At 61.2% G+C, this 17,165-nt stretch carries 16 protein-coding genes, 1 other RNA gene and 1 pseudogene; 10 read left to right on the plus strand and 8 right to left on the minus strand.

The features are described from left to right. The 5 genes and pseudogenes from ASF90_RS12380 to ASF90_RS12400 form a co-directional block, all read left to right on the plus strand. Nucleotides 1-242 (plus strand): SymE family type I addiction module toxin (locus tag ASF90_RS12380; protein WP_156364966.1); only part of this gene is annotated, 242 nt, incomplete at its 5' end. Between the two features lie 830 nt (nt 243-1,072). Next, entirely contained in the window at nt 1,073-1,381 is a 309-nt protein-coding gene (locus ASF90_RS12390) for a hypothetical protein (RefSeq protein ID WP_055850426.1), read from the plus strand. Between the two features lie 266 nt (nt 1,382-1,647). Further along, nucleotides 1,648-2,055, plus strand: a complete 408-nt coding sequence (locus tag ASF90_RS22260) for a hypothetical protein (RefSeq protein WP_082473529.1) — start codon at nt 1,648-1,650, stop codon at nt 2,053-2,055. Nucleotides 2,056-2,064: 9 nt separating this feature from the next. Beyond that, nucleotides 2,065-2,469: pseudogene (locus ASF90_RS12395) on the plus strand (XVIPCD domain-containing protein); the annotation flags it as partial. 759 nt (nt 2,470-3,228) lie between these two features. Then, entirely contained in the window at nt 3,229-3,567 is a 339-nt protein-coding gene (locus tag ASF90_RS12400; RefSeq protein ID WP_082473530.1) for a hypothetical protein, read from the plus strand. Nucleotides 3,568-3,681: 114 nt separating this feature from the next. Here ASF90_RS12400 and ASF90_RS12405 read toward each other — a convergent pair whose 3' ends face one another. Together ASF90_RS12405 and ASF90_RS12410 are read right to left on the minus strand one after the other, a co-directional pair. Next, a complete protein-coding gene (locus tag ASF90_RS12405) occupies nt 3,682-4,482 on the minus strand; it encodes a hypothetical protein (protein ID WP_236699263.1) in 801 nt (266 codons plus the stop codon). Nucleotides 4,483-4,545: 63 nt separating this feature from the next. Continuing rightward, on the minus strand, nt 4,546-6,675 hold the full coding sequence (locus tag ASF90_RS12410) for an ankyrin repeat domain-containing protein (protein WP_055850432.1): 2,130 nt from the start codon (nt 6,673-6,675) through the stop codon (nt 4,546-4,548). A 283-nt stretch (nt 6,676-6,958) separates the two neighbouring features. Here ASF90_RS12410 and ASF90_RS12415 point away from each other — a divergent pair, with 283 nt between their 5' ends. Beyond that, a complete protein-coding gene (locus tag ASF90_RS12415) occupies nt 6,959-7,879 on the plus strand; it encodes a hypothetical protein (RefSeq protein WP_055850435.1) in 921 nt (306 codons plus the stop codon). 168 nt (nt 7,880-8,047) lie between these two features. On the opposite strand, the gene ASF90_RS12420 is transcribed toward ASF90_RS12415, so the two are convergent. Continuing rightward, nucleotides 8,048-9,451 (minus strand): hypothetical protein, encoded by a 1,404-nt coding sequence (locus tag ASF90_RS12420; RefSeq protein ID WP_236699264.1) that lies wholly within the window; start codon nt 9,449-9,451, stop codon nt 8,048-8,050. A gap of 327 nt (nt 9,452-9,778) precedes the next feature. On the opposite strand from ASF90_RS12420, the gene ASF90_RS12425 reads away from it, so the two are divergent. From ASF90_RS12425 to ASF90_RS24510, 3 genes are all read left to right on the plus strand, one after another. Continuing rightward, nucleotides 9,779-10,369, plus strand: a complete 591-nt coding sequence (locus tag ASF90_RS12425; protein ID WP_055851361.1) for a hypothetical protein — start codon at nt 9,779-9,781, stop codon at nt 10,367-10,369. 90 nt (nt 10,370-10,459) lie between these two features. After that, nucleotides 10,460-10,535: non-coding RNA, sX9 sRNA (locus ASF90_RS22270), on the plus strand. Nucleotides 10,536-10,628: 93 nt separating this feature from the next. Continuing rightward, complete coding sequence (locus ASF90_RS24510; protein WP_115526966.1) at nt 10,629-10,949, plus strand: excalibur calcium-binding domain-containing protein; 321 nt, start codon at nt 10,629-10,631, stop codon at nt 10,947-10,949. Nucleotides 10,950-11,052: 103 nt separating this feature from the next. On the opposite strand, the gene ASF90_RS12430 is transcribed toward ASF90_RS24510, so the two are convergent. Together ASF90_RS12430 and ASF90_RS12435 are read right to left on the minus strand one after the other, a co-directional pair. Further along, nucleotides 11,053-12,642, minus strand: a complete 1,590-nt coding sequence (locus ASF90_RS12430; RefSeq protein ID WP_055850439.1) for an SDR family oxidoreductase — start codon at nt 12,640-12,642, stop codon at nt 11,053-11,055. 235 nt (nt 12,643-12,877) lie between these two features. Further along, the gene (locus ASF90_RS12435) at nt 12,878-13,810 is read right to left on the minus strand and encodes a hypothetical protein (protein WP_153066532.1); all 933 of its coding nucleotides are present in this window, start codon (nt 13,808-13,810) and stop codon (nt 12,878-12,880) included. Nucleotides 13,811-13,974: 164 nt separating this feature from the next. Here ASF90_RS12435 and ASF90_RS12440 point away from each other — a divergent pair, with 164 nt between their 5' ends. Then, a complete protein-coding gene (locus tag ASF90_RS12440) occupies nt 13,975-14,949 on the plus strand; it encodes a glutathione S-transferase family protein (protein ID WP_055850442.1) in 975 nt (324 codons plus the stop codon). Nucleotides 14,950-14,970: 21 nt separating this feature from the next. Here ASF90_RS12440 and ASF90_RS12445 read toward each other — a convergent pair whose 3' ends face one another. The 3 genes from ASF90_RS12445 to ASF90_RS12455 form a co-directional block, all read right to left on the minus strand. Continuing rightward, the gene (locus tag ASF90_RS12445) at nt 14,971-15,432 is read right to left on the minus strand and encodes a DUF4126 family protein (RefSeq protein ID WP_055850444.1); all 462 of its coding nucleotides are present in this window, start codon (nt 15,430-15,432) and stop codon (nt 14,971-14,973) included. A 290-nt stretch (nt 15,433-15,722) separates the two neighbouring features. Beyond that, nucleotides 15,723-16,652, minus strand: a complete 930-nt coding sequence (locus ASF90_RS12450) for a CPBP family intramembrane glutamic endopeptidase (RefSeq protein WP_082473532.1) — start codon at nt 16,650-16,652, stop codon at nt 15,723-15,725. A gap of 24 nt (nt 16,653-16,676) precedes the next feature. Next, a complete protein-coding gene (locus tag ASF90_RS12455) occupies nt 16,677-17,162 on the minus strand; it encodes a helix-turn-helix domain-containing protein (protein WP_055850446.1) in 486 nt (161 codons plus the stop codon). Between the last annotated feature and the right edge of the window lie 3 nt (nt 17,163-17,165).

Consider the following 17,165-nt stretch of genomic DNA (forward strand, 5'->3'; position numbering starts at 1 on the left):
GCGCACCCCGCCGCGCCCGCCGCCCGCGCCAATGCACCGTCAGCTATACCCATTACCCCGGCGCCCACAATCACGGCGGCGACCAGCACGTACCCCATGTGCGCCTCAGTGGCCTATGGCTGGAACAACTGGGCTTTGCCATCGGCACCAAGCTGCGCATCACCGCCAGCGCGGGGCAGCTGTTGATGGAGGTGTTGCCGCCAGTGGAGGTGCCCGCCAAGGCGCAAAGCGTGCGGCGATGATGGTGCGGTTGCCAGACCCCTTGCGATTGACCTTGGTGCCGGATGCCACTAGCGTCGCAGCCACACCAGCGCACAACGGACGCTTCATGATCGCGCGCCCCCTTTACGCCTTGCTCGCCACCCTCGCTTTGGGCGCATGCGCCCACACGGCGGCCACCCCAGTCCCGGCAACCGTCACGGAGACATCTGCCATGAGTTCCTCAGCCGATCACGTACCTGCAGATCCTTCCAAAAGTGGACCGCGTTCCGCGAAGGAAGCATTGGAACGGGTGTTGGAGCTGATCCGCACAAGCGCCAGCATTGAGTCGTTCACTGCCGACCATGTGTCTCGAGCAATGGGCCAGCCGGTGCAGCATCGCGATGATGGTTCCGGGCGGTTCGGGGCTAGCGGAGTGCTAACCCGAGACTGGAACTACGGGTTTGGTGTCAACAAAACCGAAGTGAAGGGGGCATGGTTCGAGTTCCTGTTCCTGCCTAACCCGCCAGAAGCGTCTCCCTCTATGTCGGATATCTGCCAGATCGACTTCGAGACGTATGCGGCACACCTAGAGAAAATGGGGTTTTCGCGGAAGCGCAACGTTGTCGAGGATGGACGATGGATGAGTGAGATCTTCCAGCGCCCAGGGATGCGCGTAGAGCTCTTTCCGCGTGGTGAAGCTGACGCACCCCCAGAGCGCGCCACTCATCAGTGCGTCGAATGGGTNTGAGATCTTCCAGCGCCCAGGGATGCGCGTAGAGCTCTTTCCGCGTGGTGAAGCTGACGCACCCCCAGAGCGCGCCACTCATCAGTGCGTCGAATGGGTTCAAATTCGCTAGTCCAAGGAGCGGACATGTTGAGCCAAGAAGCAAGTGCCGTGGTGGCATCATTTAGTCAGCAACCAGGTGTCACGCGTGAGCATCTGGACAACTTCAATCGGGTTCTGAACGATTCGCCCGAGTTGACCCGCCAGATCAACGAGGCGGTGCAGAAAAAGGTGTTGAAAGGCTTCGCACCGTTAAGCGACCCGCATGCAGGAGGCATCTATGATCCACGCGATCAGGAAATTCATTTGCCGCTCGCAGCGCTGGCGAATGATTCCAACGGCAAGCATGCCGCGGCAGGCGATTTGACCTTGCAGCCTCAGAACTACTTGAATTGATTGCTGCCGATGCCTGATCCAAAATCATTGCCGTGTTAGATTTCAGCGACACTCTTAGCCCAGGATCTAAAGAGATGGCCCTTCACCTTGGGGAATCCCTTGGCAGGCAAGGTAACAATGCACGTAGTGACTCACCTCGGACAACATTGTTACCGATTGCGCTGCTCGCACTATGCACCCTTCATGCGGGGTGTGCCCCGAGCACTCCACGCGATCAGTTAGCCATAGCGGCTGCAAAGCCCTCCGCTGAAACCAGGAGCAAAGACGTGACGGAACGCCTTAAAAAAGACGTCGATCGTTTGATCGCAACAGACTTCCAGGATGTCGCCGCCGTCAGTACTCAGCTTCAAGCTCAATTTGGACCACGGCACCTAGATGGAGAAAGAGAGCTTCGGGTAAGCGAGCAAGGCGTGCTGGCAGGTGAAAAGGTGCAGCGTGTTGAGTTCATCAGTGCAATAGATGATCCATCGCGCGGAAAGTTGGTTATCGATTTCTCGTCACCTGGCCCGAATTTTATTGAGTCTCCCTGGGTAGACGCTATTCCTTACCAACCTCGTCCAGATGCGCGAGATTCCAGAGCCTATTGGGAGATGACAGTTAACGGCACCAAAGTCATTTTTGGTCTGACGGAAGATCAGTCACGCCTAAGCTATATTTCGATCAGCAAACTTTAAGATAAAGCAGGCCATGCGGACCACGCGCTGTATCAGCAGATCAAGGGTGGCGTGATGCAGCTAGACGCCCAGCATGGCAGGCAGTGGGATGCATCGAGCCAACGCATGACGGCCAGCCTGCTTGCGATGGCAAAAGAGCAAGGGCTGTCGCGGGTGGATCATGTCGTGCTCAATAACCCGACACCGCAGTTGGCCGGCGGCGAAAAGGTCTTCATCGTCCAGGGTGCTCTCAACGACCCGGCACACCAGCGCGCACATATGCCGACGGTGGACGCCGTGCAGGCGCTAGAGGCGCAATCGTTCGACCGCCTGCAGGCAATCAACCAGACTCAGGCCCAGGCGCGCGAACAGCAGCAGGCGCTGGAGCAGCCGCAGCAATCTGTTATCCAGACGGGGCCATCAATAGCCCGCTGAGATATTTCATGTCGTCGGTATCGGCTTTCACTGAGTGCGACGGAGGATGAGAAGCTGGTGAAAGATTCACTGACGTACGCCGTGCTCTGGTTGCTCGCTACAACCGGTTGCACTTACAGGTTCGCTCAAATTGGTATGGATAAGCGGTCCGGCCCCTCGCTGTGTTCAGAGGTCCTGGACTGGGAGCGCATAAGCGCACCTCGGGCGCTGCGAGTGACGCCACAGATTGTCGAAGACGAGAACGGCCGGTCTTATCGCTTTGATCTCGGTGGGCGAAAGGGGCTGCGCCATCTGGATGCCAGTTGTGGATTCGGTGCATATGCTGAATGTAGCTTTGAGGCAACTGATTCGAATGGACGAGTTTTTCGATTCTCCGAAATGTCGACGTTTAGCCTCTGGGAAAGTCGACAAGAGTTCTATCTTGTCTACCATGTCGTGGATCCTAAAAGAAAGTCCGATAAAGGATTGCGAAGAGTCGTCAAGGTGGATGATCCACCCTCAGAGATCTGTAATCAGATCGGTGACTACTCAAATTTAATGTAGTTTTCTAAGCGGAATTTCAATGACTTGCTAAGTAGGTGGGTCTGAATTTTATTAGGGTAAAGAGTCGCGATCACTGCCAGGATGCGCGTGCCTTGCGCTTCTGGTAAAACATCGCTCTACCGCAGGAAAGAGCAGCGCCGTATGCCATTCGCTATCTTCCGTTCTTACGTTTCGGCATCGGCCGCAGTGGTCGTTGCCACTTTTGCAGGATGCGCCATGACCGAGCCGCCGATCTCAAAAAAACAGTTCTCCGAGCATGTTGTGACGCTGCTGGCCGGCAAGGATTCGGCTGTGGTCGAAGCCGGCAAGTTGACCGATTTTCCTTGGAAGACGCTGTGCTTCGAACGCGATGACAGCCTGTTGCTGAAGTTCGATCGCGACGGAGAGACATCCGTGCTGCCGTTGCCTTATGAAGATTTCTTCGTGGACGAGGCCCATGTGGCCAATTCCCTGGAAGATAGCTGTGTCACGCCATCCGATCGCATCCTGATCAAGAAGAAGTATCCGGGCTATCAAGCACCTATCGAGTTTCAGAACGCAGCGCAGGGAGGATAAGCTGTGGTCGAATTTGCGGATCTGCGGGCGCCAGACGTGAGATTGCGCCATGTGCAATTTGGTATTGCGAAGCGTTGAGCCGCGCTCGAAGTAATGCCGGTTGAATTTAATGCTTTAGTTCTTTTCCCTGGCTAGCCCTTTCCTGCATAGGGCAAGATTGGTTCGCGCTGCGCGCACGATTGCCAGATAGCGGTCCGCAAGGATCGGTGGCCAGTTCTCCATCACCGCTTCGTCTTCTGTCGCCGCGTCTTCCGCGTAGGCATTCAAGGTCTCCAGGCACTGCGCATAGAGCGCGTTTTTGTACTGGGTGATTGCCAGATCATTGCGGATATCTCCCTCTTCTTCCCATTCCAGTGTCGGCGCACATTGCGCCAGTACCGGGGACAAGGTGGCCAATGCTGTCTTGTAGTCCTTGCGGTCGTAATACTGCTGAAATGCCGTGCGCGTGCGCACTAGGGAGTTACCGCTGCAGCAGGCTATGGCCCGCAGGTAGGGGGCTTCGAAACCGCCGTTATAGCCGCACAGAGACTTGCATTCGACCGGCGTGGTGGTGGTCACGTCGATACCTTCGGCGTTGCCCGCAAACTGCACTTTGCAATCTGTGGGACCCATCTCGCTTGTGGCGATGCCTTGGCTTCCATCGATCACGCCTTCTAGAAAGCACATGGCTTGGCCGTTAGTGCTTTCCAAAGAAAACCGTAGCGATTGCTTGTGCCTAGTCAGTCGCAGATGCCCCCATCCCTTTTCGGTGATGTATTCGCCGGGCACAAGAGCGAGGCTTGCTGCGGGGTGGTCCAAGATCGCTGCGGGTTCGGGCGCGCCGTCAGGCGGCTGCGCGAGACAAATGGCGGTGGAAAATGCCGTAGATGCAAGGCATGTCATTGTCAGAAGGGAGATCTTGTTTTTCCTGTCCATGCGTCTGCTGTGGCGTCCCTGAGTTTATCGAGCGATGTACATTGCCATCACCCTTGATGCACATCACCGCAATGCCGCCCGCACCGTCTGCAGCGAAGCGGCAAACAGGTCAACGGCGCGCTTGCCATCGTTGTCCTTGATGGTCTTGTCTGCACCCCTGGCCAGCACGAGCGCGTAATTGGGCGCGCTCTCGTCATTGCTTTCCTGTTCGGCGGCGTAGTGCAGCAGGGTGCGGCCCCGCGCATCGCGGGCGTTGATGTCGATGCCCAGGCTCAGCAGAAAGTCGAGGAAGGCCACTTCCTTTGGAAACGTATGGCGCGGTAACCAATGATGGGAGGTGAGATTGTGCAACAGGGTTTGCTGGCCCGGTTGCAGGGCGAGTGGGTCCAGCCCCTTGGCCATGATCAGGCGGACCAGGTCTGGCTGGAAACAGTAGGCCAGCGACGAACGCCCATCGGCTGCGGTGCGAGTAGCGTCCGCACCCAGTTCCAGCAGCGCGGTGATGGGGCTATCGGCGTCTAGCGTGTGGGACAGCAGGGCCGATTGCAGCGGAGTGTAGTGCAGCGAGTCGTCGGGCTTCTGTGCGATGGCCTGCGTGTTGATGTCGGCGCCGCCGGCAACCAGCACACGCACTTTCTCGCCAGTGCTGGCTGTGTGCAGCGGAGTGGTGCCGTGGATGTCGCGCGCGTTGGGATCGGCGCCGTGTGCCAGCAGCACGCGTGCGGTGGCGACGCCGCCCCAGTCGAGCATGGTGGTGCCGTTGTCCCAGCGTGCGTTGGGATCGGCGCCGGCATCCAGCAGTGCTTCCAGCATGTCCAGATAGTCCTGCAGGCTGAGGTGGTTTCGCAGCTTGCTGTCGACCTCTTTCACCGCCTCCTTGCTGGCTTGCTGCAGGGCATGCTTGGCGGCGCGATAGCGCTCGCGGGTCTGTGCATCCTTGGCGTGGGCGATCATGGCATCCAGCGAGTCGAGGCTGCCGATGCTGATGCTGTCGACCAGGTGCTGACGGTATTGGGCGCGGGTCATTGCGGCGATCGGGCCGCGGGTGACCACCAGATCATGCAGCGGCCAATAGCGCTGATTGGTCCAGCCGTTGACGCGTGCGCCGTGGGCGATGAGCCAGCGCACGGTGGTCAGCGTGCTGTGTTTGACCGCCGTATTGAGCGGTAGCAACCGTGTGTTGAGCGTTGCGCCGGCCGTGAGTAGGCGCGCGATCATGGCCGTGTTGTCGTGCCGGGTGGCGTAGTTGATGGCGGTGGAAAATTCCTGATCGGACGCGATGTGCTCGCTCAGCCAGTCGCTGTCCGGCGTGCAATCGGGTACGGCGCCTGCCAGCAATGCCGCCTCTATACCGACGAGCGAATTGGCGCGTGCTGCGTCCAGCAATGCGCGATCGGCCGCACTGCGCTCCACTACCGGCACTGGCGGTGTGTCGTTGTCGGGCTGTGCCGGGTCGCGCTCCAGCCAGGCAAGCCACGCCTTGGCGCCCTCGTTGCCGGCATCCAGGTAGAAGGTGTCGTTTTTCTGGCCATTGCCGAAGCGCATCCACGAGGCCCATTCGGTGCCGGCCATGCCTAACGCCGACATCTGGGTGATGAAGCTGAAGAAATCCGGGGCCAGCGCCAGGCCGTGCAGCATTTCCAGCTCGTGCGAAAAATAGCGCACCGGTTGCCTGGTGGGATCCGGGTGCGTGGTGTCGATGGTCAGCCAGTCGCCATTGATGAGGGTGTAGAAGGCGAACTGGTGTTCCCACAGTGCAGGGCTGTTGGGTGCTTCGGACAGGTCGCGATCGGCCAGCTCCTGCTTCCAGTCCAGAAACACGGGCAGGGCCATCGTGTCGATGTGGGTCAGGCTCCACACCGCGTCGCGGTTGCAGCTCATGGACGGCAGGTCTTGCTGCTCCATCGCGCGCAGGTGCGAGGGCACGTACCAGCCGAAGCTCACCTCTGCCGACAGCTCGCGCAGCACACGACGCAGCTGTGTCGGGATCGGCAGGTGGTGACGGCGTTCGAGCGACAGCAGCTGACGTTCGGTCGCAGGCGGGGCGATCTGCAGATGCGTCACCTGCCAGTCGCGCTTGCGGGCGATGGCTTCCATCCAGCGCCATTTCGCCTGCCACAGGGTCCAACGTGTCTGCAGGGCGGTGTCCTGTGGTGTGCAGGCGCCGAGCAATGTGGAGGTGGCCAGGGCCATAAGGCCGGCCTCGAGAAGCTTGCGGCGTGAGAGCGTGATCAGAAGCGGTTCCTTGCGTCTGGCGACGGGGCGAGGCGTCTGCGAGCAAGGATGCACGCAGCAATGCTAAACGCGCGACAAGGCTTTGCCGCATCAGCTGCGGGCGCGGGTTGGGGTGTCGGCCAGGCGGCCGCTGCAGGTGCTGCGTTGCGCTCGAACCCTGGGCGATCCCTGGCCGCGGGTGGGGCAGGGGCGGCGCAGGTGTCGCACGGTTGCGTAGGATAGGCAGTACGGAGGTACTCGCATGGACCCGACATCCCACCACCAGGATCGCCTGGCTTCGCGCACACGGCTCTACGCGCTGTTGGCGCGAGAAGCGCGCACCGGCGTGATCTTTCGGCGTGGGCCCACCAAGCAGGTGCAGCTCATCCGCTGGGATCGCGCCACCGACACCTTCGAGCACGGGCAATGGTTCAAGGGCCGCATCTACGAGCGGCGTTGCGATCTGTCGCCGTCGGGGCGGTTGCTGGTGTATTTCGCGGCCAAGCACAAAGGCTATTTCGGCACCTGGACGGCATTGTCGCGCCCGCCGTTTCTGACGGCGTTGGCGCTTTGGCCCAAGGGCGATGCCTGGGGCGGCGGCGGTGCGTTCGAAGATGAGCAGACGTTGCTGCTGAATCATCGCCCGCAGGAAGGTCGCGAGCCGTTTCCGCTACCGACAGGCTTTCAGCTGAAGCACACGATGGCGGTGCGGCCATTCGGGCAATGGTCTGGCGGTGGCGAAGACGAGCCGATCGACAGCGTGCTGCGGCAGCGCGATGGTTGGCGTGTGATCGACGCCGGTGAGGTGGAGCGGGGCGGCCTGCGGAGCGGGGTGCTCTACCGCTTCACGCGCCCGCGCGTGTGGGAGAAGGACGGCAGTGGCGGGCGTCGGCTGCAATCGCGGCTGCATGCCGTGGGGCGTCAGAACGATGCGTGGTATGCGCTGGATCACCGCGTGCTGGATCGCGATGGTGCCGTGCTGGCGGACTTGCCCGGCACCGACTGGGCCGATTGGGATGGCGGCGACCTGGTGTTTGCGCGTGGCGGCTGCCTGTATCGGCTGTGCAAAAGCGATTTTCGGCGCTATCCGGAGGACGGCGAGCAGGTGGTTCGGCTGCTGCATGACTTCAGCAATGCGCGGTTTGCGCCGGTTGCACCCACGGCGGAGGCGCTGCGGTATTGATCCGCTGTGCAAAACGCCTGCGCGCTGCAGAGCTTGTAAGCTGACCAAGCGGCAGCATGCGTCGCCGTGCTTGATGCGCCGCGCCGATGTGCTCACGTTGGTGATGGATGGATCGCTCTGCATGGTTTCACTCGCCTGCGCACCCGCAGACGTGCCGCAGCGTTGCAATCAGGCGCTGTCTTGTGCGCACAGGTGAGCGAGCAGCGGCGGGTGCAGTACCGGTGGCATCGGCAGGTTGCGCAGCCCTTGTTCCCATTGCTGAAAAAACGGCGCCAGCACCAGGCGATACCAGACACTTCGCTGGCTGCGTTCGGTTTGCCGTGCGCGCAACTGTTCGACCATTGCCTGCGCGCGTGGCTGTTCATCGCACTCCAGGTGGTAGAACGCGAACGCCAGCAGCACGCTCTCGGGGCTGGCGAACAACACCTCAGGCGGAACCACACCGTTTTGGTCGCCTTCCATCCGTTGCAGCCAAGTATCGGCGGACTGCTGGAACCAGGGGTCATCTAGTTGTTCGTCAATGAGGCCGAAATACCGCGCATCCAGGTGGGGCAGCGCAGCCGCCAGGCGGTCCAGTCCGGCGCTTAGCGCCGCGTCGCTGTGGGCCTGTTTCAGCACCCATCCGCCATAGGCGCCCACGTCCGCGCTGTCCAGGATTTCCTTGCCCATGAAGGCTGTTGCGGTATCAACAAAATGCAGATCGTGCAGCTGCGTGGTCGCCGCACGCTGCTGCCAGGCCAGCAGACGTGCATGCTGCATCCCCACCTGGACGATCAGCTCACCCAGATCCGGTTCATAGATGGTCCACAGACACTGACGGCTGCCACCACGGTCGCGGATCCATTGCCAGCGATGCTCCTGTTCAACTGGCACGGGCGACCAGCCAGCGGTTTGCAGCGGTGCGCCCAGGCGTTGTTCGACTAGCAGCGGGAGCAACCCGCGGACACGTGCCTGCTGACGCTGGGCCTTGTCGCGCGCTGCGCGCAGCGCTGTTGGTGTGCGCTTTGGTTGCAGGAAAAAACGCAGGCCGATCACGCGATCGATCTCGCCGAGTACAGCGTTGTCGTCCGGTCGCGGCAGGGCCAGGTCTTCGGGCGCGCCACGCCGAGGCTTGAGCCCGCGGTGGGCAGCCAGCGCACGGATAGCGCGCAACGTGTCGGAAGCGAGCAGGCCGTCCAGGGTGGAGGCGATGCCGTCGGCAGCGTCGAAGGTCTCGTCCAGCCAGCCGTTGACCAACAGCCCGTAGCAGTCGGCGAACAACGCGCTGTCATCGGCTTGATCTGCGAGCATCAAAAGATCACCGAACACAGTTGCCAGCGGCAGCGTTTGGCCGATGTCTGGTTGGCGGTAAACCACGCGTGCCTGGTCTTGCGACTCCAGATAGACCTCGCCCTGTGCATCTTCGAGCCAACCCGGCGCCTCGGCGGCCAAGGCCTGCGCGCGCAAGTTCACGTCGTCGATCTCCTCGGCCGCTGTGCGCACCAGTACGCCATGACGCAGTAACTCGGTGTGCAGCCGGAACCAAGTCAGGCCGGTGTCGTAGCGCGCCTGCAGCCGAAGCAGGCTACGCATGAGCGCTGCCTTGTGCGCGCTACGCAAGGTGCTGCGATCGACCAAATGGATGCAGCGCTCGACCCAATCCTCAATAGCGTGTTGTGACATCCGGGCGTCCTTTGCATCAGCGGTAAACATCCACGCGTCATCATGCCAGCGGTTCGGGCAACCGGGTGAGCTGGAGTCGCAGGGTGGAACTCCTGACGCTTGGCGCGGATCAGCATGCCTGTTCGTGCGCTGTTGCGCACTTTCCATATGAGTGCGTCGTTTGTTATCAAGAACTGTCACGTCGCGCCGCTACTACCAGCTCAATGAAGTCGCTGGATTGCGATCGTGGAGAATGCGTTGAACAAATTGACTCGATTGCTGCTCTTGTCTCTGGCGTCTGCGGTACCCGCCATGGCCGCAGAGCCTGCGTCCTCGCCCACCGATGGTACCGGCGCGCGCATCCGGATGTTTGGTCAAAATGGTGTTGGTATCGTGCTGTACAAGGATGCGGTGTGCACGGCCAAGTATGGCGAGAAGGTGCGCGCATCCGGTTCGCTGAAAAGCGCTTTCGGGTCGTTGATGGGCTCGGTGAAGAATGAGTCGATCGGCATCCCGGAGACAGAAAATACGCGTCATCTGCGCGACCGGAAGATGATCGGTTCCAAGCCGTTCTACAAGGAATACACGATCGAGCCTGGTAAGCCGGTCGTTGTGGAGGCGGGTGCGAGCTCGCCAGCGCATTGGAGTCAGTCGCCTGGGTATCACATTGGCTGGAGCTGCGGCGCATTGCTTGCTTCTACGTTTGTTCCGGAACCTGGCGCAGATTACGAGGTGGCCTTGAACCTGGATTTTCGGAGCTCGGTTTGCACGCTGGCCGTCAATCGTGTGGATGCGAACGGTCAGGTCAGTCCGGTTGATGTTGCGCCGGTTGCAAAAGACTGCAAGTAAATTGCATCACATCGGCGCAGCAGAAATAAGAGCAGCTAATAAAACGACTGTGCATCCGCCAGGCGGACGCGGCCGGTGCTCGGAATCGGCATGTACCACTCGTACACTCCGGTTCCTGCGCGCCGTCCACACCCACCTGACGACTGCTCGCTACGTTTTGTTAGCCACTCTAAAACAGGTGCAGCACAAGCGCTGCACGATTGGCCGTGGCAATTTACGAATGCTTGATCGAATCCCCTCACGCCCGTTAGTGCTGGCGATGTGTATCGCCGCAATTGCCTGGGTAACCCCTGCGGCTGTCGCGCATCCGGGTGGATTGAACAAGCAGGGCTGCCACAACGATCGCAAGAACGGTGGATACCACTGTCATCGCTCGGCCAGTGGCGAACGCAAACCGACGGCCGCGGCCGAGCCGCTTGATCGGTCCCAGTGGACCCCATGGACCGGGGCGGTCTTCCGCAATTGCGCAGAAGCACGCGCAGCTGGTGCTGCACCGGTGCGGCGTGGCGATCCAGGATATGGCCCACATCTGGATCGCGACCATGATGGCGTGGGATGCGAGCCGTCGCGTCGGCGCTGATGCACCACGTCACCCTGCGTGCTGATCACTGCCACGTGCGGCGCATACGTATTGCGAGCATGGGCCGCGCATCTGTCCTGGATGCGTGGCCCAGTATCACCACTCACCAATCCGTCGGCGCGTAATCCTTCAAAAACTGGCCCCACACGTGTTCGCCGGTGTTGGCGCCGTGGATGATCGGGTCGACGATACGGGCGGCGCCGTCGACGATGTCCAGCGGCGGGTGGAAGCGTTCCTGCTGCACCTTGAGCGCAGCGATGTCGGCGGGATCTTCATCAGTGACCCAACCAGTGTCCACGCTGTTCATGTGGATGCCGTCGTTTTGATAATCGGCGGCCGAGGTGCGCGTCATCATGTTCAACGCGGCTTTGGCCATGTTGGTATGCGGGTGACGGGTGGTCTTGAAGTTGCGATAGAACTGCCCTTCCATCGCCGAGACATTGACGATGTGTTTGTCGCGCTCGGGCGTGCGCAGCATCAGCGGCTTGAGCCGCGCGTTGATGATGAAGGGCGCGATGGCGTTGACCAGTTGCGTTTCCAGCAGCTCGACCGACGGCACTTCGGCCATCAGCAGGCGCCAGGAGTTGCGGCCGCGCAGATCGACCTGCTGCAGATCCTGATCGAGACGGCCTTCCGGGAACAGGTGCTCCTGCCCGACCAGCTCGTCGTCCAGCAGTGCTACCTGCGACAGTTCGGCGGCGCGGGTGAGGCCATCGGCATCGGCCAGGCCGCGTCCGTGCACGGCCGGCAGCGCGGTGGCCGAAGCTTCGCGCAACAGCTCGGGCGTGCGCAGGCCTTCGTAATGGCCAACGAGCTTTTGAATGGTGTCCGGCAGTGCATCCAGTGCGGCGGTTTCGTTGGCCATCATGTGCGCGTAGAACTGCGGCGGGCGGCGCACCGTCTGGCAGGCGTTGTTGATGATGAAATCCAACCGCTCGCGTGTGGCCAGCAACTGGCTGCAGAACGCCTCGACACTGGGCGTGTGACGCAGATCCAGGCCGAACACCTGCAGGCGATGACCCCACTGCGCAAAATCCGGTTCTTCCGCGTAGCGCGCGGCCGAATCGCGCGGGAAACGCGTGGTGACGATGAGCTCGGCACCGGCGCGCAACAACTTCAAGCCGGCCTGATATCCGATCTTGACCCGCCCGCCGGTGAGCAACGCCACGCGGCCGCGCAGATCGGCGGTTTCGGTGCGCTTGAAGAAATTGAGTTCGGCACAGGCCGGGCACATCTGATCGTAGAAGTGATGCAGCTGGGTGAACTTCTGCTTGCACACATAGCAGTGACGCAGCTCGGGCGAATGCATCGGCTCCGGCGTCTCGGATGCGTTCTCGCCGTTGTGGGCGTCGTGCAGGCCAGCGGCGTGCGGCGGGAAGACGTTCGGTGTACTGAACACCGGCTTGCGCCGCAACGCACGGATACCACGCTGTTCGAGCAGCGCCTCTGCCTTACGCACTTTCTCCTGATGCCGCTCGCGCTCGCGCTGCTTGAGTAGCTGCCGGCGGGCCTTCGGCTCGGGGTGATAGACCTTGGCCACCACCTGGTGCAGGCGCACGCGGTCGGCCTCGGGCAATGCGTCGAGCACGCTGCGGTCGGCCTCGATCGCCTCCAGCAGATCCAGCGCGGCGCGCAGGCGGTCGGTCAGGGGCAGGTCGTCGGTGGGCGGGGGTGCGGGAGTCGTGGTGTTCAAGGTAGATCCGAAAAGTAGCAGTGGAGATCGAAGCTAAAGGCAACAGGCAGCGACCAAAATAGCGCGACGTTGCGGTATCGCGCGTCGTGCGGGGCTGGACTGACGCTATCGACAATGACTATTTTCGCCGATTCTGGCGGGTGGGCGCTAGGATCTACGGACCGGCGCGCCTGAATTGCGAAAAACTCAACAGATGCCGGCAAGCTGGGCGACTGGTGCTCGCCTGATCGATTGCCTAGTTGGCAGTAGATGCCGTGGGCACAATGACCTCGCCATTGTCGGTGCCGTCGACGGTTAGGGTCAGTGTTCCCGAGCGTCCAGTCTCTGGCGGCGTGATGGAGGGCAGTCCGCGCAGCGCAGCAAGATGCTCGGGGATTCTTGCTTCTTCTTTAGCGATAAACGTGTCCCGGTCGACCTTGCCGGCGTCATCCTTGTAGCTTCGGCTGAAGTAAACTTTTGCGAGCGTGCCTCCCGGCGCCGTTTGCCAGTGTGCAACTTGGTACTCCACTGCGTCGTCGCGCATTTGTGGGATAGCAGCTGCCGTCTCGTTCTTGCTGGGAGAGACATGAATTTGCTTGAAATGTGGATTTCCGCTGCGCTCTCCGGTCTGACGTACCCGTTCCATATTGGCTTCTGGAGTGCTGCCGTCGAAGTGATGGAAAACGGCAACCATGGTGCTCCACTTGTTCAGGCTTTGTCCCTGTGGGATATATTCAACATAACGAAGTGAGTTTTCACGCGATTCGGAAATGTAGCCAACATAAAAAATGGTTCCTTCGAATTCGATCCGTCTTGGAACCCCGGGTATTTCGATATTGGCAAGAATGGATGTCGGGGAAAGGTGGGCATCAATCTGCTTGCCGCCACAAATTCCTTCAATTTCGGTGACGGTACGTAAGTCAATTTTTCGATTCGCGGGGTCGAATTTCACATCGATTTTGTCAGTGCCATCGTCATTCACCCATCCATATCCCATCGCCTCACGCGAAAATTGAATGATGTAAGGCTTCCCAAGTGCCCTGGTGACCTGTTTGGCTGTCCAGCCAGGTTTGATCGACTGCGCCTTCTCGCAATCAATCGGTCTTGGTTTTGTTGCCAACGCAAGCGGCGTGCATAGAAGAGATGCAACGAAAATCGTCGTGTACCGCAATGTGTGCCAGGGGCGCATAACGATCCTCGGGAGATGGATGAAGGTAGGTTTTTCCTCCATTCCACATAGCTTATTGGAATTTTGGGGTGCTTCACTACGAGTGTGGGGACGTCGGCCTCTCACGCATTCTCCAAATCGTATGAGCTACGGTGAAAGCATGTGATGTGCATGGAGGAAACACCATGGGCCTGCTGGTCGATGGCAAGTGGCAAGACCGTTGGTATGACGCCGATAAGAGCGATGGGCGCTTTGAGCGTTCGCAATCGCAATTTCGCAATTGGGTGACGTGCGACGGCGCAGCGGGGCCGCACGGGAACGGTGGATTCCAGGCGGCAGCGGGGCGTTATCACCTGTATGTGTCGTTGGCGTGCCCGTGGGCGCATCGCGCCTTGATCTTTCGCCGCATCAAGGGGTTGGAGCCGCTGATCGATGTGTCGGTAGTGAATTGGTTGATGCGCGACCAAGGTTGGACGTTCGATCCAGGCCCGGGTGTGGTGGCCGATCCGATTCACCACGCCGCGCGCCTGTACGAGGTGTATCTCAATGCCGACCCGCATTACTCCGGGCGCGTGACCGTGCCGGTATTGTGGGATCGCGAGCGCAACATGGTGGTGAGTAACGAGTCAGCCGATATCATCCGCATGTTCAATAACGCCTTCGATGAAGTTGGTGCGGCCGAAGGCGATTTCTATCCGGCCCCGTTGCGCGAGCAGATCGATGCGCTCAACGCGCGCATCTACGACACCGTCAATAACGGCGTGTACAAGGCCGGCTTTGCCACCACGCAGGCTGCCTACGAAGAAGCGGTGGTGCCGCTGTTCGAGACGCTGGATTGGCTGGAGGCGCGCCTGGGTGAGCAACGCTATCTCTGCGGTGCCACGCTCACCGAGGCTGATTGGCGGCTGTTCACGACACTGATCCGGTTCGACGCGGTGTATGTCGGTCACTTCAAATGCAATCTACGACGGATTGCCGACTATCCGCAGTTGTCGGGATTTCTGCGCGAGCTCTATCAGATGCCTGGTATTGCAGACACCGTGAATTTTCAGCACATCAAGGGGCATTGCTACCAAAGTCACGACAGCATCAACCCGGCCGCTATCGTGCCGATGGGGCCGGTGCTGGATCTGCATGCAGCGCATGGGCGCGGTGGTTGAGACGCAGCTGCCCGGTTTGGACTAACGCTTGGCTGCATCCCGAATGATCAACGTCGCCGCACCTACCGCGATGGTGTCTTCGACAACCCCGGTACTGGTCTGGCCATAGCGTTCGATCGCACGCATGCGCGCATTGAAGGTGAGATAGGCCGCGGCAACCGCAGTTGTAGCGCCGAGCAATGCTGCAATCCCACGTTGTTCGCGCGGTGCCAAAGCGGTGCCGACGATGACGCCTGTGGCGATGCGGGCAATCATGCCGGGCAGCACGATGCGGTCCGGGGCGGTTCTCATCTTGTCGCCGGCCAGCTCGCCGCCAGCCAGTGCCAGCATGCCAGCCGATGCCAGGGGATTGGCAAGCAACGCCGGCGCGCCGTTGTCGGCAGGAAGCTTGCCGGTGCGTGCAGCGTTGGCCACTGCAGCCAGCGGGGTCATCGAGCGCATGCCGGCGACGGCGCTCATCAAAATGGAGTGGATCAACGCCATGTGCACCTCTGCAAGGGCGCGCCGACGGACTCCAACGTGGAGCCAGCAGGCGCGCATCAGGTTGTTGGTGCTCAGAGCCTAGGAGGCTGGATGTCTGCGCGATGACAAGGCGGCGCCATGGCGATGTGTGCTGGCGTCCAGGCGTGACGACCTTGCCTGACGTGTGGCATCACGCGGTGCGCGATGCATGCCGGGGTAGTCGTGCCGCCATGAAACGGCGATGCGGTGGGTGCGCCATGACGCTGCCCGACCATGCAGACGCGGCAGCGTATTGCCATCGCCAAGACGAGTCAGGGTTGCTTTGCAAAGCTGCCCGCGCGCCACGCCATCCACAACACCGCCAGACCCACCGCCAGGCAGATCAGTACGCCGGGTAGCGAGGCCTCCGGGCCGAAGGCGCCGCCGGTGAGCCATTCGGGAAATCCGGGACGGGCCGTGCTGCGGGCGATGGCCGGGCCCATGTCGGTTCCGGAAACCGCTGCACCAAACAGATAGCCCTGGGTGAAGTTCCAGGCGATATGCACGCCGATCGACATCCAGATGCGGCCGGTCAAGGCATAGAACGCGCCAAGCAGGATGCCGGCTTCCAGTGCGATGCAAATCGCCGCAAACGTCGTTGCATGCGGGTTGGCGATATGGCCGAAGCCGAACAGTGCAGCAGAGGCGGCGAACGCCACCCACGGGCCGAACGCGCGCCATACCAGGCGCAGAAAGATGGCGCGGAACAACAGCTCTTCGATCACCCCGGCCTGCAATGCCTTGCGTACCGCCGTCCAGGCTGGCGCCGGGCCCAGCGCTTGTATGTCGTACAGCCCGAACAGCGCCATGATGCTCATGACTGCGGCGAACATGGCCGCGCCGATCACCAAGCCGATGGTCAGCTGCGGCAGCATCGGGCGCAGCGCAAGCTCGCTGGCGCTGCGCCCTTCGGCCAGGCGCACCGCCAACACGTAGACCGCCAATCCAACCGCGACGCCGATCAGACTGGCGACCAGTTGCAGGGGGCCGGAGTCCTTGGGTAGCAGGCTGCCGATGCCTCTGCCGGCCATGGGCGCCAGCGTGGCGACCACGACCAGCAGCAGGACCGCCCAGGCAATCGCTCGCAGCCAGCGTAGGCGGCCGGGATGCAGGAATTTACGCTCGCCCAGCGCGATCCGGTGGGGCGTTTGGCTGTGCGTGGCCACTGCGCTACTGGCAACCGATGGCGTGGGTGCGTGCATGGGTGACGTCCTGTGGGGTGGTTGCTAGCGGGTGGTCGAACGGAATGACGCGTCTGAGGCAGCTGCGATACGAGTCGCGAATGAGCGGTGCTGCAAGGCGGCAATGGCTTCAGCAAGGACAGCGGAGAGCGCAACGGACAGCTCCTGATCGAGCTGTGCGGCTGCTGCGTTGGTCGCGGCCCATTGCTGTTGCAACGCAGGCACCATCTTCTTTGCCTTCGGCGTCAGTGCCACGATGCGTTCGCGCGCGTCGGCACCTGGCTTCAACACGGTGAGCCGTTGCCTGGTCATCTGCGCAACGGTCTGGCTGGCAGCGGAGTGGGTGATGCCGATCTCCTGCGCTAGAGCCTTGATAGGCAGCGGCCCTGATCGCAGCAGGACGCGCAGGACGGGTGTGTAGCGCGGCCGCCAGTCCAGCCCTGCAGCGGCATAGACCGCTTCCAGATCGCCATCAAGCAGCTCGATCAGGTGACGGACCAGGGTGCCTAGGGTTGGAGATGCTGCGCTCATGAA

The organism is Xanthomonas sp. Leaf148 (assembly GCF_001423585.1).
Lineage (GTDB): Bacteria > Pseudomonadota > Gammaproteobacteria > Xanthomonadales > Xanthomonadaceae > Xanthomonas.